Below are 25,580 nucleotides of genomic sequence, written 5' to 3'. Positions count from 1 at the left end.
AAAAGAAACTGACTCAAAGATTTAGCAAAGAAGGGCAGTGATAGTCAGTTTTGTAACATTTTTGCTACATAGTGGATTTTATGGGCGTAACGAACACTAAGCGCAAAATTAACTAATTGAAAACTAAGAGAGGATTCTGCTGCCTGTGAGAGGGTTCACAATGTGCTACAGGGTGTAAATTTTGGCTAAAAGCAGTACAGCGAGCTTTACGAAGAGTGGTTGTTAGCATCTATATAAAAAAAACGGAGCTAAATAGCTCCGTTTGAAGTGTGGTGATTATCGATTAAGCCAGTTTAAGTGTTTCACTGCTCAAACGATTCATATAGCTGTTTACAGCGAAGGCTAATCCAGCAACCGCAATAGCCCATAACCAGATTGGCAATACGCCGGTAGATAGTGCATAACCAATACAAGTTGCCACAAATACGCCGATGAAACCTGGGATCAAGAAGCTATGATTCAGGATGTATTTGCCGATTTTCGTTGTTCCAGAGCGGTCAAACGTGATGGCTGCCAAGTCTGACGGATAGAATGGGAAGAAGTAGTAAGCGTAACAAGCCGGTAGGACACCGATTAGTACTTCTGCAGGAATACCTAAAGCAAAACCAAGCGGTAACATAATGGTTAGAACGGCAGCTTGACTCTTAAGGAATACCGAAGAGGCATACATGGCGATAGCAAATGTCCAAGGATGAGTTTGAACGACATCTTCAACCAAGCTAATAATGTACGGTTTGTTGTGAGCAATGATGGTGTCACTCATCCAAGCAATACCAAAGATGATAATGACGGCGCTCATACCAGCAATAAACACATTGGTATTGACGATTTTTTTCGGGTCAACATTTGTGGTTAGCAAGATAATGGCACCAACCGACAGCATCAAAAATTGCAGTGCTGTGGATGTACTCACGCCATCAGGCAGTAGTCCTAAATCTTTGCCAAACATGGCAACGCAGATAACCGTTAGAATACCGAGCAAGAAGACTGTCAGTCCTCGTTTTGCTTTTTGATCTTCTTGTTGTCCAGCAGCACCTGTACTTGCTTCACTAGTATCAATTAATTGCGCTTTAAACTGTGGATCTTTACAACGTTCTAAAAACTCTGGGTCGTCGTTAAGATCTTTACCACGCTTAAGGCTCCACGTCGCCGCGATGAGAACGCCAGTAAGAGTCGCCGGAATAGTGACGAGCAATACCTGACCTAAAGTAATGTCCAAGTTGTTAGTGGCCGCGGTCGCCATAACTACAGCCGCCGCTGCAGCAATTGGGCTTGCCGTAATACCCATTTGCGACGCAATGGTAGAGATGGCCATTGGACGCTCCGGGCGAATTCCACGCTTGATGCTGACATCATAGATAACAGGAAGCAGTGGGTAAACAGAGTGACCAGTTCCGACTAGAACTGTTAGAGAGTAAGTACATAGAGGGCCGAGAAAAACCACCTTTGAAGGGTGCTTTCTCAACAAGATTTCAGCGTACTTTACTAGCAGTTTGAGGCCGCCTGTGGCTTCCAATGTAGCGGAAGCAGCAACGACAGCAAGGATGATAAGCATAACACCGATGGGAGGTTGTCCCGGTGCGATACCAAAGAAGAAGCTTAAAATGGAGACGCCCAGTCCGCCTAGCAAACCAAAAGCGATACCACCGTACCGAATACCTACAAATATTACTGCCAAAAGTAGCAGCATATGAACATAAAACATAACAACTCCTTTTTTATAACGACAGAGTTATAATGCGCATCAATGGCAAACCAAATACTGATCTGGGTAGGAAAAAGTTTGCATAATCTGATGAGAGTGTAAATTTCAAAAGTGGGTCACATTGTTGCAGGTTTGTTCTCATATGTTATTGAAATAAAAGTGTAAATAAAAAACGGAGCTCGAATGAGCTCCGTTTTTCACAGGGGGAGGGTTAGGCAACGATATCTTGTTCGTTGTCCTCATCGGCACCTATAAAACCACCAGTTTGGTGAGCCCATAGCTGCGCGTAAATACCACCGTGGTTAATAAGCTCTTGGTGAGAACCTTCCTCAATGACTTCACCTTTATCCAGAACAATCAAGCGATCCATTGCGGCAATAGTAGAGAGTCGGTGCGCAATCGCGATAACCGTTTTCCCTTCCATTAACTCGTTGAGACTTTCCTGAATGGCTGCTTCTACTTCGGAATCAAGTGCTGAGGTGGCTTCGTCCAAAATAAGAATCGGTGCGTTTTTCAACAGTACACGCGAGATAGCGATACGCTGCCTTTGACCGCCAGACAATTTTACACCACGTTCACCTACTTGAGCATCGTAGCCTGCGTTACCAAATGGGTCGGTTAGGGTATCGATGAACTCATGTGCATGAGCTTGGCGAGTTGCAGCCAAAAGTTCTTCTTCGCTTGCATCAGGCTTACCATATAAGATGTTGTCACGAATCGAGCGGTGAAGCAGCGATGTATCTTGCGTCACCATTCCGATCTTGCTGCGCAGTGAATCTTGGGTAACTTTATCAATGGGTTGTCCATCAATACGAATACTGCCACCTTCAACATCGTGAAAACGCAGTAGCAAGTTCACTAAGGTGGATTTACCTGCGCCGGAGCGACCGACTAAGCCGACTTTCTCACCTGGTTTAATATTGAGGTTTAAATTGCTGATGACACCTTTGTTCTCACCATAGTGGAAGCTGACGTCATCGAACTCAATACCGCCTTGATCGACCTTAATTGGTTTAGCATTTGGTTCGTCTTGGATAGCGATAGGTTTTGATAGGGTTTTAATACCATCAACAACCGTACCCATGTTTTCAAACAGTGCACCCACTTCCCACATGATCCACATCGACATCCCGTTAATACGTAGTGCTAAACTGATTGCGATAGCAATTGAGCCGACGGTAATCGCACTGCCCATCCACAGGTAGATAGAAATTGCTGCGATTGAGAACAGTAGAATGTAGTTGGCCAGTTGAACGGCAACGTCAAAGCCAGTAACCAAACGCATTTGACGATGAACGGTATCTAAAAAGCCTTCCATGCCTTCTTCCGCATACTCAGTTTCACGACGGCTGTGCGAAAACAGTTTAACGGTAGAGATATTGGTGTAACTATCAACGATACGACCTGTCATTAAAGAGCGTGCATCGGCTTGCTCAGACGCCACTTTTTTGAGCTTTGGTACAAAGTATATTTGGATACCAATATATGCAAAAAGCCAAAAAAGCATAGGTAACATTAGACGTAAATCAGCTTGTGCCAAAATTACCAACATGGAAGTAAAGTAAACGGAAACATAGATAAACACGTCCGCCGTCTTCATGACTGTTTCACGTACAGCAAGAGCCGTTTGCATCACCTTAGTAGCGACACGTCCAGCAAAGTCATCTTGATAAAACGATAAGCTTTGCTTGAGTAAGTAACGGTGCGCTTGCCATCTGATAGACATTGGGTAGTTGCCGAGCAAGGTTTGGTGTGTAATTAATGAATACACTAAGATTAACGCAGGCATTACAAACAATATCACCAGACCCACCCACATAAGTGTTGCGCCGTTTTCATCCATAAAGGTTTCAGGATTACTCGAAGTCAGCCAGTCAACAAGCTCACCCATAAATCCAAAAAGGGCAACCTCGATAATAGCCACTGTCGTGCTGAGCAGCGCCATAAGCAGTAATGGTTTTTCAAAGCCACGTGTGTAGTGTCGACAAAAGGCAAAAATGCCCTCAGGCGGCTGATCGGGTTCTTGCTTTGGAAAAGCTTCTGTGAAATTTTCAAAGCGCTTAAACATGATTCACCTAAATCGTTAGAAAGCCCGTGTTTCAACGTTCATTCAGGGCTTTCGAGAAGAGACAGAAAATCCTCCAATCCGAGGATAAGAGTAATAGTAAGAGCGAATTTATAATGTAATTTTACATGGCGAAAGATCCATTTCGCGGGTTAGAACAAGAGAAAGAAGTCTGAAAATTCAGATATGAAACAGTGTATAACCTTTAACCAAACTGCTCAACAATTGTAGCAACTTAACAGCAGAATATTGGCTGTGACTCTCATCTTACCGTTAACTTACTCCGTTGATGAAAGTAGGTTTACGGCAAAGGTGGCAGTGATTATTACTGCATTTTTAAAGATAAACAGTAATTAACAGTGCTGAAAAAACGAAAAAGTCATGTATTCAGTAAATTAATATTTAACACATTATTTACAATTTAAAGATTGTTGCACGCAAAAGTAGTTAAGTGGACCCTCTATGAATCATGGAATGACAGTTAGTATCGAAACAACTGAGCCGACGCATCTTGGTCAATCAATTCAAAATGCCAATTGTGTGGTGATGGTACCGCCGAAGGAGTTTGGTTTTAATGCACAGACAGCTGCCGATAATGAATTTCAACACCAAGTTTCTCTTGATGCTGATTCTGTGAAGCAAAATGCAATGTCTGAGTTTAAAGCGATGGTCTCTGGCTTGCGCCGCGCTGGCGTTCAAGTGGTTGAGTTTGACTATCCTATGGATGCCAGTGAAACACCTGATGCAGTCTTTCCGAACAACTGGTTTAGCACCACCCATGAAGGTGCCTTCTATACCTTCCCTATGGCTTGTAAGAATCGGCAACAAGAAGTGAGGCCACAGGCGCTGATTGATAGTCTTGGAGCTGCGGGAAGAAAAGTAGTTGCTGTGGACTCGTTGACCAATTACATCGAGCAAGGTGCTTTTTTGGAGAGCACGGGTGTGATGGTAAAAGATCATGTTAACAAAACGATTTATGCGGCACTCTCTCAGCGATGTGAGCGTGAAGCACTCGAAGACTACGCCAAGCGCATTGGTTATCATCGCGTCGTATCATTTCAAACGGCGCTGCCATCTGGGCAACCGATCTACCACACCAATGTGATGATGGCAGTTGGTGAGCACTTTGCGGTGATTTGCTCAGAAGTGATCCCTGAATACGAACGTCGATTTGTAGTGAAGTCTTTGGCAAACACAAAGCAGGTGATTGATATTACACTTGAGCAAGTTAATCAGTTTTGCGGCAATATTTTGCAACTTGAAACGGTTAATGGTGACAAGGTGATCGCGATGTCTAAATCCGCATTCGATGCGTTCAATCCCGCACAAAAACAGCAATTGTCTACCCACGGAAAACTGCTTCCTTTTGATGTTTCCACCATTGAGAACGTTGGTGGAGGTAGCGTGAGATGTATGTTGGGAGAAGTGTTTCTACCAACACGAGTGAAGTCTCTATAAGCAATTTTCTTGCTAATTATTATCATAACAGCCGCGCCCTTAAAAAGGTTGCGGCTGTTGTTTATTCATAGTTTATGAATGTGCTTATTAGCGAGAATGACGTCCACGAGATGAGCGGTTTTTGAAAGCAGAGGCAGCTTTCGCTTGAGACTTCAAAATAGAATCAACCGTCAGTGCCATTGGTTCTTTAGGTTCTAATCCATGAGGAAAAGTGCGCGCACGTGGCGGTAAATCGTACTCTTCAGTAGAGGCTCGAGGCATACGCTTAAAACGATACAGATAGAAGTTCTCCAACTTTTCTCGTGCCCACTCGGTCTTCTTGAGATATTTCACACTGCTAGCAATCGACGGGTTAGTATGAAAGCAGTTAAAGCGCATCGCTGTGTCAAGAATGTCCCACCCATAAAAGTCCACTAGCTCTTGCAACATTGTTTCTAATTTAAGGCCATGTAACGGGTTATTTTGTTGGAGTTCGATTCTTTCTTCATCTGTCATCATGGTTATGCCTATTAATCAAGTGTGCGGTACAGTGATACAACCTAGTCGTCCGCCCTGAGGTAGTAACTAGAAATGTTTATACAAGGTGGCTTTGTGGCGGGCGATTCTAGCAGAGTATTACCCCGATACCTACGCTAATCAACAAAGCTATTCAATCTACTCACCTCAAACGCTACATTCTCAGCGCTACTATTTTGTAATACGACAGAAATGACGCCGCTGGGTTTATCTCGCCATATTGGTTTACCGTCGACGTATTTGACCCATTGTCGATTGAGTTGTTGCAATGGGACATAAATGGCGATGCTATCACCGATTTGATAGGCGTAAGAAGAGGCGGAGACGGTTTGTTGGAAGCCAATTTGGTCGATGAGCCCGATATGCAGCGCCTCGAGTTGATGGGAAGTAAGCTGCTTTAGAACAAGCTCAATGGCTGCAGGAATGCCCGAACTTAGCTGCTCAAGTGCAATGCTATGTTCCGGTGCTTGCTGCCAGGTTTGCCATCTGTTGAGTGAAACCTGCTCATTGAAGGCTTGCTGGTGGAAGATAAGAGGGACGTTCCAGTTCGTTACCAGTGAGTTGTGAATAGTACCATTAAGGACCAGCGTTACAGACACCTCGCCATTTTCAGCCCAAGTTGGCAGCATTTGTCCATTCCAATGAATAGTAAAGGCATCACCAACGCCTTTTTCAAGCCATGTGTTAGTGTCTTGTTGAATAACGACTTCCCAGCGAGTCCAGTGTGCTAACTGAGCTTTGATTTCGAGCTGACGATTTGCCATTAGTTTGGCGTGAAACTGCTTAACTTGAGGCGTTTTTTCGTTACGATGCGCGTTGATGAGTTGTTGATAGTCAGCCAATGCGGGCTTGGGTTGGTAGCTGGCTTTAAGAAGGCCAAAGCTTTGCTCTGCTTCGGCAAACCAACCTTGCTGCTCGGGTTCATCAGTAAGAGAGAACCAATTAAGGGCAAACAGACCAAGACTACGAAGCATCGGCAGATAAAATGCCAGCTTTTCAATCTCCACCGCTTGCTGCTGCTCCCATGCTGGTTGAGATGCGATTGATAAATACGCCAGCATCCACGGTTTGTTGAAGCGTTTTTTTAACCTATCGCCTAGTCGTAAAGCTCGAACCCAAGCGGACCAATCTGGCGCGGCGTGAGCCCGCTCAGTATAACTAGAGAGCATTAGCATACTTGCCACAAAATCACTTGCTTCAATGGCTTGCTCAGCGCTTGCGTAACTCGGTGTGCCACCGGGTTTATCCCAATCACCCAGCCCCAATCCTACTTTAACTTGCGGTGCCCCTTTTCGTATTAGTTGGATCACCTCCAGCATTAATGGATCCCACTCGTCCCAAGATTCAATACCCTGTTTATTAAACTCAGGCTCCAAAATCAGATAGGCTTGAGGAAGGTCTCGCAACAACGGAATCAGCTGGTTTTTGATCTGTTCAAGATAACGTTGACGATTGGCAGTGACGTAGTCAGGGCTGATTTTGTCACCAAAAAACCAGTAATTAATCATAGGAATATAACCATGCAAATGAGCGCCGCGAAGTAAGTCTGTGCGCAGCCAGTTCCAATCGCTGTCCTGAGTGATCCACAAACTGACGCTGTTTACCCGTAAATCATTATTGGTAAGCGTGTGCCAGATTGGCGCGAAGTTGTTACCACTACCTACAGGGTTATCTAACAGCAACCTTGCGCCGACTCCCCATAAAAATGGCGTTGTTGATACTGTCGTTTGGTGTGCGAGAGGCAACATGAAGGTCATGGCGTTGATACGCTGTTGCCAACTTCTCGCTAACAGGCTGTTGCGGCTGCCCCAACTAGAGTTCAATTTACCCTGTATGTCATTGATAGCTCGTTGGGCTAGCGGTAAACGGTTGGCGCGAATGGCTGCGAAAGCCGCCCCAAACAATGCCTGAATGTACCAATCTGCATCGGCATTCTGAGTATCTTCTGCAATGGAAAGGTAAAGTTGCTGTGCTGTTTGGGGTTGTTGAGCTAGTTCTAACAAGCTGTATGCGGTCAGAAGCTGTCCGCGAATCGCCAACGGCGCTTGCGGATGTGTGGCATATAGCCTGGCGCTAGTGTTTTGAAGTTGCTGAATATGATTTAGGTCGCGTAGCTTAACTAGAGTGAAGAAGTCGCCAAGTAACGGATCATTTTGATAGGCTCGCAATAGTGCAAATGCCGCCCTTGCTTCTAATTGGTGCACGCTAAAAGGGTTACTGGCTAAATATTCGCGATACAAGGTCATCGCTGTTGCCCAGTTGTTTTCTGCTTCTGCAATACGCGCTGCCAAAAATAGTGCTTCTCCTGAATAAGGCTGTGGCAACTGGTTCAACTTTGATTTGGCTTGTGTGACTTGTCCAACTTGAACCAGTTGAATTCCTTGACCGACGATTGCTTGGGAAGCGTTCACGGCTTGGCTACTACCCATGGTGAGTAATAAGGCAAGCAACAACGTAAGTAACCACGGTTGCCATGACGCCAAGTTAGCGTTCCGAGTTAAAGTCATTAGACGGCTTGGTTTCGTTGGATGGGGCAACATCAATGGTCTCAAAGTAGTCTAGATTACTGCGAACCATTTCGATGTGAGCAGCTTGTTCTGGAGTCATCGCGCTGCTATCTAGACCATCAAGGCTTTGCTTCATGCTTAATACGATCACTTGTAGGCGAGCGGCACTGTCACTGACATTTTCTGCAATATCGCTGAGTTCATCACCGCTCCGAGTCTTCACTTTTGTCGTTAGCTTACCTAAGGAGATGTCGACCAGAGCTTGTCGAATCCGCTCTACTGGACCATAAAGACGGTAGCTGAGCCAGCATCCCGCCCACGTTGCCAGTGCTAATTGAAGTAACAGTAATAAAATCAGCCAATTACTCATGGCTTGGTACATTGAAGGCATGGAGTTAGCTACCGCTGCAAACTCTTCGGGAAGCAACTGAAACGAGAGCTGTTCAGCGAGCACATCGAGCGTTTGAGAGTAAAAGAAATAGAACTGAGCAGCGTTAATCGCGGCACTGAGTATAGCGATGAACAGCACTCGCCAAATCAGTCGCCGAGATAATCCCACCTTAAAACTGTGCGTGATGGATGTTAGGCGCAAGAATTGCTGCATGTTCACTCTCCCTCGGATTTTGTCATTAAGAGTCTAGGATGGGCTTAAAGGTATTTCTGTAAAATTCGTTGGCGGTCACTCTAAAGAAAGCGTTAAACATCAATATGTTTTATAGTGAGATAGCAATAGTACTCAGGGAAATAGACAAGTTGGGAAAAAGATGACGCCAGAACAAATAGGGAAAGCTTACGATCAGATTACTCACCTGTGGTTGAGTGAAGAGTTTAATCTCGATAATGGCATCGAAGCTCATAAACGAGCGATTGAGTTTATTTCGTCTAGAGGTAAGGCGCTCGATATCGGTTGTGGGTGTACCGGACGATTTATCAATCTGTTGCAACAAGTAGGGTTTCAACCTGAGGGGATGGATATCTCGAGTAAAATGATTCAGCTTGCTCGCGAACGTCATCCAGATGTTCCCTTTTATCATCAAGACATCTGTAACGCTGATCTACCAAGTAACTATGATTTTATCACTGCATGGGACAGTATTTGGCATATTCCTCTAGAACAGCAAGTCACTGTTATAACGAAGATTATTGCTAGTCTAAATCCGGGCGGTGTGTTTGTTTTTTCTTTTGGAGGCACACAAGAAGCAGGGCAGCATACCGATGATTTCATGGGGCCAGAAGTGTATTACTCGTCTCTTGGGACTAATGGCTTTTTAGAGCTTTTCATTAAACTTGGCTGCACAATTCGTCATTTGGAGTTCGACCAACACCCAGAGCTTCATACCTACCTTATTGCTGAAAAGCTGACCAAATAGCCCTCGTTACTTCTGGCATACGCTAATGCTGTTATTCGCTGCTCTCACTAATGCAGATTGGTGGGATAAAGCACGTCCAATGTTAATTGGTTTGTATTCTAATGATTAGAGTTCGTTGCTTTTTATGGCTGATTTTAAGTATTTTCTAATTTTTACTATGAAAAATTGAGCTATTTGAATCATTTTTGTGCGTGTGATAGCATTTTGCCCGAAATAAATTGTTAGAGTTCTAATTAAATGGAGGGCGGTTTCTAGTTTTTTCCTTTTCGAGGAAAGCAATTTGGACACGTAGTAGTAGTATTTATGGACAATGCATTAAAGAAGTACAGTATCGAAACCACTGACTATCAAGTAGGTCAGGACAACATTCAAAAGTGGGGTTTCGATATACATAACCCCGTATTCGGAACAAGCGCAGCGCTTGTTATTCTCAGCCTAATTTCCCTTCTTATCGTCGAGCCAGCAACCGCACTCAACGTTCTCAATGGTCTTAAAAATGGCATCATTAGTGACTTTGATGTCTTCTTCATGTGGGCAACCAATTTTTTCCTATTCTTTGCCGTCGCGTTATTGATTTCTCCTCTTGGGAAAATTCGTATCGGTGGTAAAAATGCAACAACTGACCATTCAACCATTTCATGGTTGGCGATGCTGTTTGCGGCTGGTATGGGTATCGGCTTACTATTTTGGGGAGTGGCGGAGCCAACGGCTTATTTTACTGACTGGTGGGGAACACCACTCAATGTAGAGCCCAATACGGAAGCAGCTAAATCACTTGCTATGGGGGCAACGCTGTTTCACTGGGGCATCCATGGTTGGGGTATTTACGCTATTGTGGCGTTATCACTCGCGTTTTTCACCTACAACAAGGGGTTGCCTCTATCTATTCGCTCAGCATTCTATCCAGTATTCGGTGACCGAGCTTGGGGTTGGCTAGGCCACGTGATTGATATCATGGCGGTGTTGGCGACTTTGTTTGGTCTAGCGACATCACTGGGTTTAGGTGCTCAACAAGCGACAAGTGGCATCAACTATGTATTTGGTCTAGACGGTGGCATTGGTATGCAACTGGCGGTGATTGCGTTTGTTACCTTAATCGCGGTTATGTCAGTGGTGCGTGGTATTGATGGTGGAGTAAAGGTTCTTAGTAACATCAATATGGTTGTGGCCTTCTTATTGCTGATTTTTGTCACGGCTGTGAGTCTGGATGTCGCTCTGCCGTCAATCTGGAATACAACGCTTGGTTACGTAGAAAATATCATTGCGCTCAGTAGTCCTCATGGCCGTGAAGACACTGTCTGGATGCATGGTTGGACGGTATTCTATTGGGCGTGGTGGATTTCTTGGTCTCCATTCGTTGGGATGTTCATTGCTCGAGTCTCGAAAGGACGTACGGTACGAGAGTTCTTGTTAGCGGTTATCTTTATTCCAACTGCAGTGACGTTAATATGGATGTCAGTATTTGGCGGGATCGCTATAGATCAAGTGGCAAATCATGTAGGTGAGTTGGGGGCGAATGGTTTAACCGACATTTCACTAACGCTATTTCACGTATACGATGCTTTACCATTTGGCTCTATTTTGTCCGTGATTTCCATTGTTCTTATTTTGATTTTCTTTATAACGTCTTCGGATTCTGGCTCGTTGGTTATCGATAGCATCACTGCTGGCGGCAAGATTGATGCGCCAGTACCCCAGAGGATATTTTGGGCGTGTATTGAAGGGGCTATTGCAGCAGTAATGTTGTGGATTGGCGGTAAAGAGGCGCTTCAAGCATTGCAGTCTGGCGTAGTGGCAACGGCTCTGCCGTTTACTTTTGTTCTGCTATTGATGTGTTTTAGCCTGATAAAAGGTTTGAGGACGGAACAAGCACTTTATTCGTAAAATTGCTTAGTTAATGAAAAACAGGTGCTCTGAGAGCACCTGTTTTTCATTCAGGTTGGTCTGTAAGTGCCCGCCTGATTAGATAAAATAAAAATAAAGCGATTGATTGTCATACACTATTTCGGTTTTATTCCACTCTTATTGTTTAGTGATAAATCTTATCTTCGTCCTCGTTACTATACGCCAACGTTTACACATGAGTTGTTTTCCCTAATGTTGCCAGTAACGAGGATCTTACCGTGAGAGCTTCCCTCTCTATTATTGTTTTGACGGTTTCAATCGCTTCAAGTCACAGCGTTGCTACTAGTTTTACCGATCCAGTTGATCATCAGTTTGATATGGGTGAATACCTAGCTGAAAATGCTTATGGTTTTTTGCCTGTACCAATACTCGTGACCGAACCTGCCGTTGGGTATGGCGGTGGTGTGATGGGAGTATTCTTGCATGAATCGGAGGCGCAGAAAGAAAAGCGTAGAAAGTTGTCGATGACATCGGTAAATGGTGGTGCTCAATTGCTAACGCCAGCCATCACTGTAGGTGGTGCTTTTGGGACAGATAATGGTACTTGGGCTGGATTTGTGGGTCATCGGCACTCATGGAAGCGTGACAGTATCCGCTATCTTGGTGGTGCATTTTATGGTGACGTGAATATGGATTTCTATGGTAGCGGTGAACACGTCAGTAAGTTTGAGCTGAATATGAAAGGGTATGGAGAACTACAGAAATTGCAATTTAGAGTCGCTGACACGCCATTGTTATTAGGGATCTCACAAGCTTTTATTCAATCTACGTTATCACTAAATTCCATCGAACGTCAGCATGATCGTCATCGGCGAGAGTTCCATCCTTCATTAGATTCTACATTTTCAATGCTGGGGTTATTGGTTGAACATGACACACGGAATAGCTTCTTATACCCCTCTGCTGGTGGGGATTACAGTGGTGAATATCGCATGTTTAGAAAGAGTTTTGGTAGTGACTACGATTTTGATACGTTCACATTTAAAGGGATACACTATTTTCCAATTAAAGAATCGTGGAACCTTGGTTTCAAAGGGCAATACAACACGCTAAGTACCAGTGAGCGTTACTTACCAACACCTGTATACCCTGATATCAATATGCGCGGCATTGCTAGAGAGCGATACCAAGGTGACACAACAGCCTCGTTAGAAACCCAATTAACTTGGCAAATGACTATGCGTTGGTCAGCTTCTGTTTTTGGTGGATTAGGTACCGCCGTTGATAATGGCGACTCGATTTTTACAACCAATAACCATTATAGCTATGGTGTTGGTTTTCGTTACCTTATAGCCCGTCGCTATGGCTTGCGTGCAGGGATCGATGTGGCTACCAGTGAATCGGATAACGCCATTTATTTTCAAGTAGGCACTGGTTTTTAGTAGTGATCGAACAAGGGGACATGATAAGTCCCCCTTGTTTTACTTGATTAAGAGCGAGCGAACTTCATCCGTTCCAAAGCGACAGAGCCACCTACGTTTGGAAGCATAAATGGTATGGTGACCATAAAGTAATAGAACGCCAATTCCCATCCTCCACCCGGTAAAATCCACGTATAACCAACGGCAAAGTGTCCACCCACTATCTGGGCAACAATCAGATATCCTGCTGACATGAACGCTCCAAACCGAGAAAGTACCCCTAGTCCCAATGAAATAGCAGTAGCCAGTTCAACTAGGCCGCCAAGCACAATCAGAATATTGGCGGTTGAATCCGTTAATGGGTGTCCAACCACTAAGTTACCAAATCCGTTGGCAAAAAAGTTAACCAAGCCAGCGTCGTGGGAAGAAACAAACAGTTTTTCTGTACAGTGCGTTAACCAGTTCATACCGATGAATATACGCAGCATACTTAATGCTGTTTCTGTCGGACCTTCTTTGATAAAGGTACGTCGCATGACTACAACACACTGTGCGAGCAACGGCAGATAAGATATTGCCGCTATCCAACCAATCATTGACCAATCATGTTGATCAGCATTTCTAACGACAATGGTGGTAAAAAATAGTGGCAAAAGAAAAGACAGTGCGACATTCTTCCTATTGAAGTAGGCAGTTACGGGAATCATTATTGCGGCGGCAATGGTAGCGACTTCAGACCAGGTACCATCGTAAAGATCGGCGTTAATGATGGCACTTGCTGCGGCGAGTAATCCTGTGAAAACGATAATATTTGCGTAGTTTTTGCTTTCCATAATCGCACACCTTACGTAGCCTTCGTCGTGACTGGCAAAGGCCACAAATATTGAATTTCGGAGTTATTGGTATTGTTCGTTGTTGAGTAACTTCACCTGAGTACTTTGACTTTGAGTGACCATCCAATCGGCAACACTTGGCTCCCAGCGCACTTCAGGTGCACTGAAAAAGCCTCTTAAAATGGAAAATACAATAGCCTCGTCCACCAATTTCCTGCGACTTCCGGTACCTAGTTGGAGAAGTTCATTCGCCTGAGTGATCAGCACCTCTGCTTGTGAGGCGATCTGCGATGTGTCTTCTAACAAGCTGTTGAAATTAAGCTCATAGGTTTCTTTTTTAGTACGCCATGCTTTTTTTGCACTGGCGGTGGAGAACTCTTTGAGTGGCAAGGCGCTCCAACGTGGATATCCAATTTTCTGCAGTGGTAAGAAGGCATCCTTCTGCCATCTCATCACGTCTTGAGATGGCGTACTGTTTTCTGCCGAATCTGCTAAGTAGAGCAGATAATCGATGATATCGAGACTCTCCGCCATGGCTTTTCCGCTACCTGTGACAAACACAGGAACTTGCTTACTGCCGATGATGTTTTTTGTAGTTGTGTCGTCGTCATAATCTAGTGTGACAATATCCAGTGATAAGTTGAGCATTCCCGCCACGTAGCGAACACGTGCGCTGAACGGGCAATGGTCATAGATATAAAGCTTCATGATGAATACCTGTAATAAGAGTAGGCTTGGTTTTGACTTAGTTGATTAACGCGCCGCCATCGACATCAATAATGGCGCCAGTCATATAGGTGTTTTCGATAGCAAACAAATACGCTTTTGCTACATCTTGCGCTTCACCAACTTTGCCAACAGGTAGATTGTTCTTGGCATTTTCGTACATGGTATCGCGGGTTGTTTGATCCATCCCTTTGTATGCGGTGGTTTTTGTTAAGCCAGGGCTGACGGCATTGACGCGAATTGGCGCTAGTTCTCTAGCCAAGATCTTTGTCACGGCTTCTAGTGCGGCATTCATTGCGGTTTTTGCATAAGTGTTAGGAACGACTTTTCGAGATAACATGCCCGTCGTAAACGTAATGGTGCCGTTTGGCTTGATAAAGCGAGCAGCTTGTTTTGCAGCGTTGATGGAGCCCCAGAATTTGACGTCAAATGCTCCTTTAGCATCGTCAATGGCTACATCGGTTACTTTGCCTGCAGGCGCCGCTGATCCTGCAGTGACAATAAGGTGGTCGAAAGCACCGATGGATTCGAAGTAGCAGTGCATCTCTTTCTCGTTGCTGATATCTAGACCAGTTGAGCGACTAGCAACATGGACGATATTCTCTTCGTGATTAACGAGCTGAGCGATAGCTTCTCCAATACCTGAGGTGCCACCTAGAATGACGTAAGTTGTTTTTTCGCGGTTCATTATTGTTTCTCCCAATTCGATGACTTCATTTGATAACGCCCATTATATTTATTCGACTTAGTTTTATAATTGGGTAAAATACGAAATCATTATTCGGATTGGTTAAATAATGGAGCGCCTATGGATAAGTTTTCAGATATGGAGATGTTCGCGAGCATTGTTAAGCACCAAGGGTTAGCGGCTGCGGGCAGAGACCTTGGATTGTCGCCAGCCTCAATGACGGCTAGGCTTCAGGCTTTGGAGGAGCGTTATGGCGTTAAACTGCTTAATCGAAGCACTCGCCACGTGTCGTTAACTGACTCAGGAGAACTCTACTACAAAGCTTGCTTGGATATATTGGATAACGTTAATGAAGTGGAAAATATTATCCAAAGTGGCGTTAAAGAGGTAAAAGGCGCGCTGAGAGTGTCTGCGCCAAAAGACATTGGCAAACAATACATTGTACCCATTCTCAATGAGTTTTCAGAACGCTATCCTGACGTCATTCCTTATCTCTACCTCAATGACCACCTGTCGAACGTTAACGAATCGGGTATGGATATTGTCATTCGCTATGGGGAAATGGCAGATAGTAACCTCATCTCTCGCAGATTAGCGTCCAGTCGCCGTGTGTTGTGTGCCTCGCCAGAGTACCTAGCAAAGCGGGGAACTCCCATTACTCCTCAAGATTTGGTTGGGCATGATTGTTTAGTGATGTTGCGTCATAACGAAGAGTTAAAGACCTGGCACTTTCGAGAAAATGACCAACGAAAATCCATTACGGTAACGCCCAAACGTTTTTCAGATGATGGTGAAGTGATTCGTCGATGGGCGTTAGAGGGAGCGGGTATTGCTCTTAAATCACTATTGGATGTTCAGGCAGACATTAATCATCGTCGTTTGGTAACAGTACTTAACGGCTATATGAAAAACTTCAATGCTTCGACAACGGTATCAAGTGCGGATTTGAATGTGGTCTATTTGAGTAAAAAATACCAACCCAAACGCATTCGATTGTTCTTAGACTTTTTGTTCGAACAGTTCCCAGATCTAGTCAAGCAATCTAGCGATAACTGAGGATTACGGATGATGATCGTGTAACGATAGGAACGACTTGGTTCCTATCGTTTGCGTCTAGCTATCAATCCGTATAAGTCTCGCGCAGCATCCATTACTGTTAGTATTGTTCGAAAGTGTAAATTGCCAGCCATAGCTTTCTGCGATCCGATGAACAATCAGCAGCCCCAGCCCATGCTCAATATCGTTATTATTGTTCAGTCCACAGCCGTTATCAGTAATGCAAATTTCCTGAGATGAGATACGGACGGAAATCTCCCCTTTGGCTGTAAAACGTATGGCATTGTCTAGCAAATTTCCGACTATCATTCTCGCGGCTATCAATGGTAGGTTAACCGCTGTCCCTTCTTCGATCTGCACCGTTACTTTTGTGTCTTTTGAAGCACTTGAATAGTATTTTGCTAGCTCCAAATCTTGTTCATTGACTTTGGTCGATAAGCTATCGGGACTCGCATTTTCTTGTTTAACGATGTTTAGTAGCAGTTCCACGGTCTGTTGCATACCGTTTGCCGCTTTGAGTATGCGTTCACGTTGCTTGGTTTGAAAAGCCTCATCTTGTTTCATTGCCTGTAAGTTGGCGGCACCCAATACAACGGCAATGGGCGTTTTCAACTCGTGGCTCGCATACTTGGCAAACATAAGCTCTTGTTTGGCGACACGCTCTTTCATTTGCGTGTAACTATTAAGATGCTCGGTGAGTGTTTGCAGCTCTAAAATTGAATGCTCTGTGATAGAGAATGCTCCGTCTTGGTTACTTGCGAGTTGGTGGCTGAGGGATGAGATTGGCGACATTAATGTGTCGAAGACCCTTTTAAGCGATAACCGCAAGACAAAAATCAGAAAGACCATCAGTAGCATTGAAATGATCATCAATGTGTCCCAAGAGTCATCTCCAAAGTCCATCGCTCTCGAATCAATGGTGAGGTAAAGCGGGATAGTTTGCTCGTTAAACTGAAACTTGGTGTGATAGACCAAAAAGCCATCTTCGAGGAAGGTATTGTATTTCGTTACTTTTCCTAATGGGAAAGGCCCTTGTTGTGCGATTCTTTTCGGTAGCATATTAGCATCAAAATACGCGGTAACGCTTTTACTGAGCTGAGCCTGATTTACTTGGCGAAGTTGATAGTAGGATTGGGCTGTTTCTTCAAATGACACTAAGTGATGTTCGATTTGGTCGTCTTCCTCTAAGGCCAAGTGAAGCGAAAAGGCAAAGAAAACCAAAAAAGAAGTGACCAAAGCGATAAGAGAGAAGGTTCGTAACAAGCGAGCTTTGACTTGTTTTATGGAGTAATAACTAGGTTGTGACTTTGACCTTTTCATCATTGAATTACCAGTTTGAAGCCAAATTTAGGTACCGTCATTAGGCATGGAACGTCGAACGGCTTATCTAAGACATTTCTCAGTAAATAGATATGACTTCGTAATACGTCTTTATCGGGCACATTTTCCCCCCAAAGGGTTTGAATTAATGACTCTCTTGATACCACTTCACCTTGAGCTTTTACTAGGGCGAGTAGGATTTGATAGGTCGCTGGGCTTAACTCTATATTTTCGCCTTGTCGTGTCACTTGATGGCTTTTTTCATCAATAACAATATCGCCAAATCTCAGTGTGCTTTTGGCAACTTGACCACGATAGCGCTTAATTAGTGCGGTAAGTCTGGCTTCGAGTTCAGGAAACTGGAACGGCTTAGTGAGGAAGTCGTCAACTCCAGAATCGAAACCGGTCAATAAGTCAGATTGTCCATTTAGTGCTGTCAGCATGAGAATAGGTGTCGTGCAGCCTTTAAGGCGCAGTTCTCGTGCCACCTGCATTCCATCTTTTTTTGGCATCATTACATCTAAAATAATGGCATCGAACGTATGAGATAACGCAAGCGATAGGCCTAACTCACCATTGCTTGCAAAGTCCGCTTCCGCTTGTTTGACGTCAAGAAAGTCCGCCAATATGCCTTGTAGTTCTTCATTGTCTTCTACGACTAAGATCTGGCTGCCAGATAACACACTCATACATGTTTCCAATTCAATAGCGTGAATTGATGATAGCAAACTTGTGTCGATTTTTTGTCGAAACGCGATTGCCAAGTTGTAAAACAGCTTTGACAAAAACTCGACATCGACTCCTGCACACTGCTCTTATTTACTAAGGGAGTGTGTGATATGAAAACACCAAAATCATTAGTTTGTTTGGCTTTAAGTCTGGTGGCGCCTTGGGGTCAAGCCATAGAACTAATTGGGCAAACGGTCAGTTTGTCATCGGTAAATGTGGTTGCCGAAGTCAATGGCGTGATTGAAACCATGAACGTAGAGGTCGGGGATAAGGTTCAGCAGTACACGGTTATAGCTGAAATCAAAAAGCAAGACTTTCAGTTTGAACTAGCTCGTACCACGGCCAATCTGGAACTGGCACAAGCAGAGATCAAACTCAAACGTTCCGTATACGAACGTTATCAAGAGCTTATTAAAAACAAAAACTTATCTGTTAATGAACTTGATATCGCCAAAGCTGATTACCTCAATGCCAAAGCATTACTTAAGCTGGCACAGATTGAACTTGATATTGCTCAGAAAAACTTCGAAGAGACAAGTATCCGAGCCGATATTGAAGGCTTTGTGGTGAGCCGTGATACACAAGTTGGTGCTTGGGTAAACCAAGGTGATTTGCTTTATCGACTTGTGAATATTGATACGTTGACGGTACGTCTGTTAGCTAGTGAGCATGATATGTCTTTGCTATCGGTGGGGCAGTCGATAGAACTTTGGGCAGAGACAAGTCCAGAGCAAAAAGTGGTGGCAGCCATTGCTCGTATAGGAGTGGAAATGGATGTTCAGCATATGGCTTATCCGATTGAAGTTGATATAAAAAATGCTGATTTTAAGCTGATACCAGGTATGTCGATGTATGCCACGACCGATGTTTCGCAAATCACAACTTCAGTGAAATAAGAGGCGATTTTGACCATGTTTTCTTTAATCTCCTATTTTGCTCAGCGCCCGTTTCTCGCCCGAATTATTACGATTATGGTATTAATGATGGGAGTGATTTCACTATACACTCTTAAACTGCAAGAATACCCCGATGTTGCCTTCGAGTCCGCTGAGGTGACGACCCATTACCCAGGAGCAACGGCTTCCGATGTTGAAGTCAATGTTACTAATCCATTGGAGAAAGAGTTACGCACGGTAAAAGGTATTAACTTTTTTTCCTCTCAATCTGTGGATGGCTTTTCTGCAATAGAACTGGAGTTTCTTCCAGATGTCGATTCCACACAAGTTATGCGCGATATTCAACAAGCCGTCGATAGAGTGAGTGGTTTACCGAAAGATATCACTAACCCGCCACTAGTGACTCAAAAGCAAACATCTTCATTTTCTGTTCTATCGTTCGGCATCAGTGCTGTTGGCGAGACGCAAGGGAATGGAGAGTTACAAGAGTATGCGTACCACTTAGAACGTGCGATAAGCGCACTCTCAGGTGTTCAAACCGTCACACTCTCTGGGTATAGCGAGCGAGAGTTTTGGGTAGAGATTGATCCAACAAAGGCGAGTCGTTATCAATTAACGTTTGCCGAGATAAGTAATGTAATTGTTCAGTCGAACTTATCACAATCGGGCGGAATGGTACGTGCTAAAAACAGCGAGCAAAAGCTGATCACGATGACTCAAGTGCAATCGGCGCAGGAAATTGGAAATATCGTTATTAAGGCGCTCCCTAGCGGCACTATAGTGAAAGTTTCCGATGTTGCACAAGTGATTGATACCTTTGCGAAAGCGACGCAACAAGGAGTGATCAATGGTCAAGATGCGGTGTTATTCGATATCTCTAACAGCGGTAATGCGGATATCACTAAAACGGTCGCCAGTATCAAAGCGTTGATAGAGCAAGAACAAACTACGTACCAGGGGCAGTTCGTTTTCCAATATGGAATGAATCTCGCTGATGACATGAGCAATCGCTTTACGATCGTGTCGACCAACGGTGCTATTGGTCTTCTCTTAGTATTACTAGTTTTGAGCATGGTACTCAAAAGACAAGTTGCTTTTTGGGTTTCTATTTCAATTCCATTTTGCATATTGGGTGTCATGATCGTATTGCCGATGCTTGGGCTGAATCTCGATAGCATTACCTTGGCGGCATTGTTGTTAGTTATAGGAATCATTGTTGATGATTCAGTGATTGTTGCCGAAAGCATTTATCAACAAAAAGAAGCGGGGAAACAGGGATTTGAAGCAGCAATTGAGGGAACTAAAGCAGTCATTAAGCCTATTTTGGCCAGCTTGACGACCACGGCCTTGGTATTCATTCCGATGATGTTTATTCCTGGCATTATGGGGAAAGTGATTGTCGTTATCCCAATTACGGTCATTACCGCACTGTTGTTTTCTCTTGGTGAATGTACCTTTACCTTACCTGCACACCTTTCTGGATCGTTAGAATCAAAGCGTGCTACTTCAGACAAATTTACTAAGGTAGCTAGCTGGTATCAGCGGATGTTGACCAAATGTCTTCGCTACAAAAAGTCTGTTATTACTGCGGCGATCGTTGTTGTATTAGCAGGGACGAGTCTTGTGATGACTCTTAAATTAGATATCTTTCCTTCACAAGCTGCAAAATATGTAGAGGTACATACCGAGGTAAAGCCGGGAACCTCGTTAGAAAATGTTCGCGTAATGCATGCGAGAATCGAGCAGGCAATAAAGTCACTACCCGTAGACGAACTCGACAGTTTTGAAATGACTTATCAATCGCCGGTGAGTACAGGTCGAATCAATTTGAGTGATTATAGCCAACGAAAGCGCACAGCAGATGAGATCGTCGCTGAACTGAATCGTAAGGTTGCCAGTTACAGTGACCAGGTGTTTGTTAAGTTTTCCATTGATGCAGGAGGACCGCCTCCCGGAGAGCCTATCGAAGTACGTGTCTTGGGAGGATTGGAGCATGATCGTCAACAAGCGGTCGAGTTGGTATCTAAATGGTTAGCCGAGCACTCTGGTCTTGCAAATGTTACTAACAGTGAAGCCTTAAAAGATCCTCAATTAAAAATAGTGCCACAGCACACATGGCTAGCGAAATATGGACTCACGGTAGCGGACCTTGCCAATACACTACGTATTGCCTTTGATGGCGAGAAAGTCACTTCCACGTGGTTAAGCACCCGAGAAGTCGATATCCGTATGATTTTAAATGAAGACTACCGCTCTCTAGAAAAGTTAGCGACAACAAAGATCTATACCTCAGATGGAAAACAAGTCCCGTTGAGTCGTTTGGCAAGAGTAGAGCAAATTGAGTCCCCTAGACTGATCAAACATTACAATGGACAGCGAGAAGTGACAGTAACAGCACAGATAACGGATGATGCCCTAAGTTCAGTAGCGCTGTCGAACGAGTTACTTACTGAACTACAGGGTAAATACGCTGCTACAGTAACTATTGATATTGGCGGTGAAGCGGAAAAAACTAATGAAACCATGAGTGGATTTATTGTTGCTTTTCCTTCCGCTATGGTGGCGATATATTTTGTTCTCGCGATCATGTTTAATTCGCTACTTCAACCACTCTTAGTAATGGTAGTGATTCCATTTGCTGTTGTTGCATCGTTGATGGCATTGGTTGTGCACTTTCAAGCGTTGTCTTTATTTGCGTTGATAGGGGTGCTCGGAATGACTGGAGTCGTTGTGAATAACGCTTTGGTTCTCATTAATCGAATCAACGAACTAAGAGCTGATGGAAATTGTGGTGTTGATGCGGTTATAGAGGCATCCGTAAGTCGACTGCGCCCAATATTATTAACCTCCCTGACAACAGTAGTGGGCTTATTACCACTCGCTTACGGTATAGGTGGCACTGACGTTTATATGGGGCCGATGTCGTTAACACTAGGCTATGGTTTATTGTTTTCGCTACCGATTGTCTTATTGGTTGTTCCAGTTTTGTATAGTTTGTGTTTTGTCCGTGAATGTGAACCGATGAATACCTAGAGTGTGTTTAAAAGCAGTATGCGATTGATAGAAAAGTACGTCATGTGTATGCACTCATGTGTCATTTTGGGCGCATGACTCCAATTTACGCCAATCTAGATAATTAATCTTTACGTATAGTATCTTAGTGTTAATCTAAGTGGCGTTTGTTTTTTATGCCACTAGTTTCTTTAGCCGAAGTCTAAGAGACGTAATCTATTGAGGTACACGATGAGAAAAATGACCCTAACCTTGCTAGCACTTACCGTATCCGTTAGTGGCAGTCTGTCTGCCCAAGAAGCGTTGACGGGGTGTGCGGCCAAAGAGCAGCGACTCAAAACCAAGCTGGAATATGCTAAAAAGTATAACAACACTCATGAGATCCAAAGCCTCGAATTAGCCATAGAGAATGTTCAAAATTACTGCACTGATGAAAAGCTCTACGAGGAACGAATGCAGAAAGTGGAGAGCAAGAAGAAAAAGGTAGCGGAAAGAGCTCAAGATCTGGAGCAAGCAAAAGCTAAGGGTGATCAGAAAAAAATCAAAAAAAAGGAGCGCAAACTAGCGGATGCTGAAGAGGAGTTACAGGAGGCAATTTCAGAGTTATCTGAGTGATTATTCTCTATTCGAAAGCACACAAATGGCTCCTGTAAGATCGAGTAGGCACTCTCGCGATAGAAGTGCCTACCAAGAACTGGTGACTGTTTGTCGAACTTATTGAAGCATGCTGGTATAAACCTGCTGGCCCAAAGTAGTTAAAGTGTATACCTTGCCGTTGTCCTTAGTTACCAGCCCACAGTTTACAAGTTGTCTTAAGTGGAAGTTGAATTTCGTATGATCCTCGATACCGACAATACGGCATAGATCCATGAACTTAATTTTGTGGTGTACTTTTAGTTGTCTCACTACGGTGCGGCGAATTGGGTTCGATAGTGCGCTGAATACTTGGTCACGAGACTCGGCATTTTGCACGTCCTTAGGAGAGCGCTCTGCATGAACACGTTTGAGTGTGACGGAGAGTGCGGAAAGGTTAAATGGCTTAGTCAGAAACTCATCAGCGCCTTTTTTCATGGCGTCAACCGCAAGGTCTACCGTAGCAAATGCGGTCGTGACAATCACACCGATATTGGGTTGGAATCGGCGTAGTGTTGTCAGCGCATCAATGCCAGTGATTCCACTCATCACCACATCGAATAGGGCTAGGTCAAACGTCTTTTCTTTTGCGAGATCAAGAGCATCTTCGGCATTATCGACGGCGGTGACTTCAAAGCCTTCAAGTGATAATGCTTCCTCCAATACTTCTCTTAAGTCCGTATCATCTTCAGCTAAAAGTAGTTGCAGTTTCATTATTTAACTCCTGGTAGTTTGAACTCAACAAGTAGCCCCGGGCAAACATTCGAGAATGTAATAGAGCCGTTATGTTGTGTGGCAATTTGTTTAACGAGCGCAAGGCCCATACCGGTACCTTTGCCTTTTGGTTTAGTGGTAAAGAAAGGTTGTGTCGCTTTCTCTAAGGTTTTAGGGGACATTCCTGTACCCCAGTCGCGTACTTTCAATGACACTTTGTCATGATCTTTTTGAACTCTGATGGCCAGCTTGCGTTGATTGGCGCTGGCATCAAGAGCATTGGATACAAGGTTGATAACGACTTCTTCAAGCAAGGCTTTATCGCCTCTGACATAGAGTTTAGGGTCGATATCTAACGTCAGGTCATATTGAGCAAGACGGTAGCGAAGCATATCGAGAGCGGCATTGACTATGCTTTCAACATGCACTCGCTCCCGCTCAATACTGTGTTGATGTGAGTAACGCAGTACTTCTTGGCTTATGCAAGCCGCTCGCTCAAGTCCTCGACGTATACGGACGATTTGACGGTCTGCGATTTCTTGGTTCTCGCGATTCTGCTCTAACAAATCACAACTCATAAGAGCACTGCTAATAGGTGTTTTTATTTCATGGGCGATGGCTGAAGATAGTTCTCCAAGCTCTTTTAACTTCTGATTTTGTAGAGACAGTGATAGTGCCTCTTCTATTTGTTGTTTTCTTTCGAGATCAAACATCTTCAATGCTTGCCACAGTGTTGCCAATAGCATGACAGCACCAACACAGCGGAAGACCAAGACCCAAGCTCCATACTGAGCAAAAACAAGGGCGCTGCCGAGGCCGTATATGAAAAAGGCAATGCCAGATAGCAAGAAGTACAGATGGTTGGGAACATCTTGTTCTTCTAACTGTTTTGAATACAACGCAAGACCAACCCCTGCAACACAGCTAGCGATCAAGCTAAAAAGGAGTCGTGCGTTGCGAGTGGCGCTAATGGTAAAGGCGTAAAAATCTTGAGTAGAAAACTGATAGAAGGAAACCGCGAGTAAGAGAGTCGCTAGGCCTAACCAGACACGGCGAACGGTTTTAGCAATAGTGGCATCTAGAAGTTCGGTCATCTTCCATGCGAATAGGTTTAAAGGAAGATAGGCAATAACAAACTTTAATAGAAGTAGTACTTCCATCGGTTTCGTAATGACGAACTCTTGTTGGTAAATAGCAAGATACAATTCGCTCCACTCATGGAAGCCAAGCACCAATCCAGAAATGCCTAAGTAAGGAAGAACTTTAGCGATTTTTATTTCACTGCTGGACATATCGCGCAGTAATATCGCGAAAAATAGCGTTATAAATGCTAGTCCGTAAATGAGATAAATCTTAAATACAAAGAGAGTATCCATGAGTAATATTGTTTACAAGATAATCAGTATTAGTGTTATAGCACTTCTCTATGTGATCTCTATCACTGATATCTTACTTTCTATTTTTGAAAATGAACAAATGTAAGAATGTATAAAAACATATTAAGTCATTGATATATAAGGGTTGTAGGTGGGATTGTTGAGTGATTTGTCGCTAGGTTGTTACTAATGTAGTTAACTTGAGTGACAAAGCGTTACATTAACGAAGCGTGGTGGTAGAAGGAAAATTTATAAGGACTAGAAATAAAAAAATCACTCCTTGAAAGTCTATTCTGTTGGGTGGGGAAGAATAAACGATCAAGGAGTGAAATATAATTAAGCAAATATAATCTAAGTTGATAAGTGTATTTATCAAAAAATAGTAAAGGTTAAATGTAAATAACTAAAGAGTTCACATCCTTGTGAATAAGTTAGTCTGTAAGTATTGGCTTACTATATAAACGTAGCTTGATCATTAATGGAATACAAATAAATAAATCCTCCAAAAATGAAATGATAAGTTTCGCTAATTATTATTTATATTATCACTTTGTTGGGTGTATCTTTCTTATCGCAAGCTGTGTAGATAAATAACTACATTTTGCGTCGATGATAAATTTAGTTATCCATTAATTAATTTAGTCGGTAATTAAATTTATCAATATGTTTTAAATACAATTAAGGATTGCTGATGCAAGCTAGTATCCCCA

Annotated in this window: 20 protein-coding genes; 8 read left to right on the top strand and 12 right to left on the bottom strand. The window is 43.7% G+C overall.

Features of this window, described 5'->3' with window-relative positions; all coding sequences use genetic code 11:
* Positions 1–283: 283 nt before the first annotated feature.
* Positions 284–1,705, bottom strand: a complete 1,422-nt coding sequence (locus tag HW45_RS25780; RefSeq protein WP_038230835.1) for an anaerobic C4-dicarboxylate transporter — start codon at positions 1,703–1,705, stop codon at positions 284–286.
* A gap of 211 nt (positions 1,706–1,916) precedes the next feature.
* A complete protein-coding gene (locus tag HW45_RS25775) occupies positions 1,917–3,773 on the bottom strand; it encodes an ABC transporter ATP-binding protein (RefSeq protein ID WP_038230834.1) in 1,857 nt (618 codons plus the stop codon).
* Between the two features lie 471 nt (positions 3,774–4,244).
* Between HW45_RS25775 and HW45_RS25770 the strand changes: the two genes are divergently transcribed.
* Positions 4,245–5,228 (top strand): arginine deiminase-related protein, encoded by a 984-nt coding sequence (locus HW45_RS25770; protein WP_051868397.1) that lies wholly within the window; start codon positions 4,245–4,247, stop codon positions 5,226–5,228.
* Between the two features lie 87 nt (positions 5,229–5,315).
* Here the strand turns inward: HW45_RS25770 and HW45_RS25765 are convergent, their stop codons facing one another.
* From HW45_RS25765 to HW45_RS25755, 3 genes are all read right to left on the bottom strand, one after another.
* Positions 5,316–5,726, bottom strand: coding sequence for a VF530 family DNA-binding protein (locus HW45_RS25765; protein ID WP_031493701.1), 411 nt, complete (start codon positions 5,724–5,726; stop codon positions 5,316–5,318).
* Between the two features lie 134 nt (positions 5,727–5,860).
* On the bottom strand, positions 5,861–8,251 hold the full coding sequence (locus HW45_RS25760) for a hypothetical protein (RefSeq protein ID WP_152559715.1): 2,391 nt from the start codon (positions 8,249–8,251) through the stop codon (positions 5,861–5,863).
* A complete protein-coding gene (locus HW45_RS25755) occupies positions 8,229–8,855 on the bottom strand; it encodes a HAMP domain-containing protein (RefSeq protein ID WP_006070168.1) in 627 nt (208 codons plus the stop codon). The genes HW45_RS25760 and HW45_RS25755 overlap by 23 nt, the downstream gene beginning before the upstream one ends.
* 160 nt (positions 8,856–9,015) lie before the next feature.
* Here HW45_RS25755 and HW45_RS25750 point away from each other — a divergent pair, with 160 nt between their 5' ends.
* The 3 genes from HW45_RS25750 to HW45_RS25740 all read left to right on the top strand — a co-directional run bounded on the left by HW45_RS25750 (position 9,016) and on the right by HW45_RS25740 (position 12,908).
* Entirely contained in the window at positions 9,016–9,621 is a 606-nt protein-coding gene (locus HW45_RS25750; protein WP_038230831.1) for a class I SAM-dependent methyltransferase, read from the top strand.
* 303 nt (positions 9,622–9,924) lie between these two features.
* Positions 9,925–11,505 carry a BCCT family transporter gene (locus HW45_RS25745; RefSeq protein WP_038230829.1) on the top strand — a complete coding sequence of 527 codons (1,581 nt, stop codon included), beginning with the start codon at positions 9,925–9,927 and terminating at the stop codon, positions 11,503–11,505.
* A gap of 239 nt (positions 11,506–11,744) precedes the next feature.
* The gene (locus HW45_RS25740; protein WP_038230827.1) at positions 11,745–12,908 is read left to right on the top strand and encodes a glyceraldehyde-3-phosphate dehydrogenase; all 1,164 of its coding nucleotides are present in this window, start codon (positions 11,745–11,747) and stop codon (positions 12,906–12,908) included.
* Between the two features lie 47 nt (positions 12,909–12,955).
* Here HW45_RS25740 and HW45_RS25735 read toward each other — a convergent pair whose 3' ends face one another.
* The 3 genes from HW45_RS25735 to HW45_RS25725 all read right to left on the bottom strand — a co-directional run bounded on the left by HW45_RS25735 (position 12,956) and on the right by HW45_RS25725 (position 15,134).
* Complete coding sequence (locus HW45_RS25735) at positions 12,956–13,720, bottom strand: DoxX family protein (protein ID WP_006070164.1); 765 nt, start codon at positions 13,718–13,720, stop codon at positions 12,956–12,958.
* Between the two features lie 63 nt (positions 13,721–13,783).
* Entirely contained in the window at positions 13,784–14,428 is a 645-nt protein-coding gene (gene grxB, locus HW45_RS25730; protein ID WP_038230825.1) for a glutaredoxin 2, read from the bottom strand.
* A gap of 37 nt (positions 14,429–14,465) precedes the next feature.
* Positions 14,466–15,134 (bottom strand): SDR family oxidoreductase, encoded by a 669-nt coding sequence (locus tag HW45_RS25725; protein WP_031494637.1) that lies wholly within the window; start codon positions 15,132–15,134, stop codon positions 14,466–14,468.
* Positions 15,135–15,254: 120 nt separating this feature from the next.
* Between HW45_RS25725 and HW45_RS25720 the strand changes: the two genes are divergently transcribed.
* Positions 15,255–16,190 carry a LysR family transcriptional regulator gene (locus HW45_RS25720; protein ID WP_038230823.1) on the top strand — a complete coding sequence of 312 codons (936 nt, stop codon included), beginning with the start codon at positions 15,255–15,257 and terminating at the stop codon, positions 16,188–16,190.
* A 57-nt stretch (positions 16,191–16,247) separates the two neighbouring features.
* On the opposite strand, the gene HW45_RS25715 is transcribed toward HW45_RS25720, so the two are convergent.
* Positions 16,248–17,513 (bottom strand): sensor histidine kinase, encoded by a 1,266-nt coding sequence (locus HW45_RS25715; protein ID WP_038230821.1) that lies wholly within the window; start codon positions 17,511–17,513, stop codon positions 16,248–16,250.
* Positions 17,510–18,199 carry a response regulator transcription factor gene (locus HW45_RS25710; RefSeq protein ID WP_038230820.1) on the bottom strand — a complete coding sequence of 230 codons (690 nt, stop codon included), beginning with the start codon at positions 18,197–18,199 and terminating at the stop codon, positions 17,510–17,512. Before HW45_RS25710 ends, HW45_RS25715 begins: the two co-directional genes overlap by 4 nt.
* A 150-nt stretch (positions 18,200–18,349) precedes the next feature.
* Here HW45_RS25710 and HW45_RS25705 point away from each other — a divergent pair, with 150 nt between their 5' ends.
* The 3 genes from HW45_RS25705 (at position 18,350) to HW45_RS25695 (ending at position 22,762) form a co-directional block, all read left to right on the top strand.
* Complete coding sequence (locus HW45_RS25705; protein WP_038230819.1) at positions 18,350–19,135, top strand: efflux RND transporter periplasmic adaptor subunit; 786 nt, start codon at positions 18,350–18,352, stop codon at positions 19,133–19,135.
* Positions 19,136–19,150: 15 nt separating this feature from the next.
* Positions 19,151–22,168: an efflux RND transporter permease subunit gene (locus HW45_RS25700; RefSeq protein ID WP_038230818.1), complete on the top strand. Its 3,018-nt coding sequence runs from the start codon at positions 19,151–19,153 to the stop codon at positions 22,166–22,168.
* A gap of 210 nt (positions 22,169–22,378) precedes the next feature.
* Positions 22,379–22,762, top strand: a complete 384-nt coding sequence (locus HW45_RS25695) for a DUF1090 domain-containing protein (RefSeq protein ID WP_038230816.1) — start codon at positions 22,379–22,381, stop codon at positions 22,760–22,762.
* A gap of 99 nt (positions 22,763–22,861) precedes the next feature.
* Here the strand turns inward: HW45_RS25695 and HW45_RS25690 are convergent, their stop codons facing one another.
* Together HW45_RS25690 and HW45_RS25685 are read right to left on the bottom strand one after the other, a co-directional pair.
* The gene (locus HW45_RS25690; protein ID WP_038230815.1) at positions 22,862–23,494 is read right to left on the bottom strand and encodes a response regulator; all 633 of its coding nucleotides are present in this window, start codon (positions 23,492–23,494) and stop codon (positions 22,862–22,864) included.
* Positions 23,494–24,870: a sensor histidine kinase gene (locus HW45_RS25685; protein WP_006070154.1), complete on the bottom strand. Its 1,377-nt coding sequence runs from the start codon at positions 24,868–24,870 to the stop codon at positions 23,494–23,496. Before HW45_RS25685 ends, HW45_RS25690 begins: the two co-directional genes overlap by 1 nt.
* Positions 24,871–25,580 lie beyond the last annotated feature (710 nt).

This window comes from Vibrio sp. ER1A (genome assembly GCF_000733315.1).
GTDB classification, from domain to species: Bacteria; Pseudomonadota; Gammaproteobacteria; order Enterobacterales; family Vibrionaceae; genus Vibrio; species Vibrio mediterranei.
Note: the sequence above shows the minus strand (reverse complement) of the source record. Positions and strands in the feature narration are given on the sequence as shown.

What these genes read in the sequence shown, in the direction of transcription:
- HW45_RS25780 (WP_038230835.1), bottom strand. Translation starts at nt 1,705, where the DNA reads ATGTTTTATGTTCATATGCTGCTACTTTTGGCAGTAATATTTGTAGGT.
- HW45_RS25775 (WP_038230834.1), bottom strand. Translation starts at nt 3,773, where the DNA reads ATGTTTAAGCGCTTTGAAAATTTCACAGAAGCTTTTCCAAAGCAAGAA.
- HW45_RS25770 (WP_051868397.1), top strand. Translation starts at nt 4,245, where the DNA reads ATGACAGTTAGTATCGAAACAACTGAGCCGACGCATCTTGGTCAATCA.
- HW45_RS25765 (WP_031493701.1), bottom strand. Translation starts at nt 5,726, where the DNA reads ATGATGACAGATGAAGAAAGAATCGAACTCCAACAAAATAACCCGTTA.
- HW45_RS25760 (WP_152559715.1), bottom strand. Translation starts at nt 8,251, where the DNA reads ATGACTTTAACTCGGAACGCTAACTTGGCGTCATGGCAACCGTGGTTA.
- HW45_RS25755 (WP_006070168.1), bottom strand. Translation starts at nt 8,855, where the DNA reads ATGCAGCAATTCTTGCGCCTAACATCCATCACGCACAGTTTTAAGGTG.
- HW45_RS25750 (WP_038230831.1), top strand. Translation starts at nt 9,016, where the DNA reads ATGACGCCAGAACAAATAGGGAAAGCTTACGATCAGATTACTCACCTG.
- HW45_RS25745 (WP_038230829.1), top strand. Translation starts at nt 9,925, where the DNA reads ATGGACAATGCATTAAAGAAGTACAGTATCGAAACCACTGACTATCAA.
- HW45_RS25735 (WP_006070164.1), bottom strand. Translation starts at nt 13,720, where the DNA reads ATGGAAAGCAAAAACTACGCAAATATTATCGTTTTCACAGGATTACTC.
- grxB (WP_038230825.1), bottom strand. Translation starts at nt 14,428, where the DNA reads ATGAAGCTTTATATCTATGACCATTGCCCGTTCAGCGCACGTGTTCGC.
- HW45_RS25725 (WP_031494637.1), bottom strand. Translation starts at nt 15,134, where the DNA reads ATGAACCGCGAAAAAACAACTTACGTCATTCTAGGTGGCACCTCAGGT.
- HW45_RS25720 (WP_038230823.1), top strand. Translation starts at nt 15,255, where the DNA reads ATGGATAAGTTTTCAGATATGGAGATGTTCGCGAGCATTGTTAAGCAC.
- HW45_RS25715 (WP_038230821.1), bottom strand. Translation starts at nt 17,513, where the DNA reads ATGATGAAAAGGTCAAAGTCACAACCTAGTTATTACTCCATAAAACAA.
- HW45_RS25710 (WP_038230820.1), bottom strand. Translation starts at nt 18,199, where the DNA reads ATGAGTGTGTTATCTGGCAGCCAGATCTTAGTCGTAGAAGACAATGAA.
- HW45_RS25705 (WP_038230819.1), top strand. Translation starts at nt 18,350, where the DNA reads ATGAAAACACCAAAATCATTAGTTTGTTTGGCTTTAAGTCTGGTGGCG.
- HW45_RS25700 (WP_038230818.1), top strand. Translation starts at nt 19,151, where the DNA reads ATGTTTTCTTTAATCTCCTATTTTGCTCAGCGCCCGTTTCTCGCCCGA.
- HW45_RS25695 (WP_038230816.1), top strand. Translation starts at nt 22,379, where the DNA reads ATGAGAAAAATGACCCTAACCTTGCTAGCACTTACCGTATCCGTTAGT.
- HW45_RS25690 (WP_038230815.1), bottom strand. Translation starts at nt 23,494, where the DNA reads ATGAAACTGCAACTACTTTTAGCTGAAGATGATACGGACTTAAGAGAA.
- HW45_RS25685 (WP_006070154.1), bottom strand. Translation starts at nt 24,870, where the DNA reads ATGGATACTCTCTTTGTATTTAAGATTTATCTCATTTACGGACTAGCA.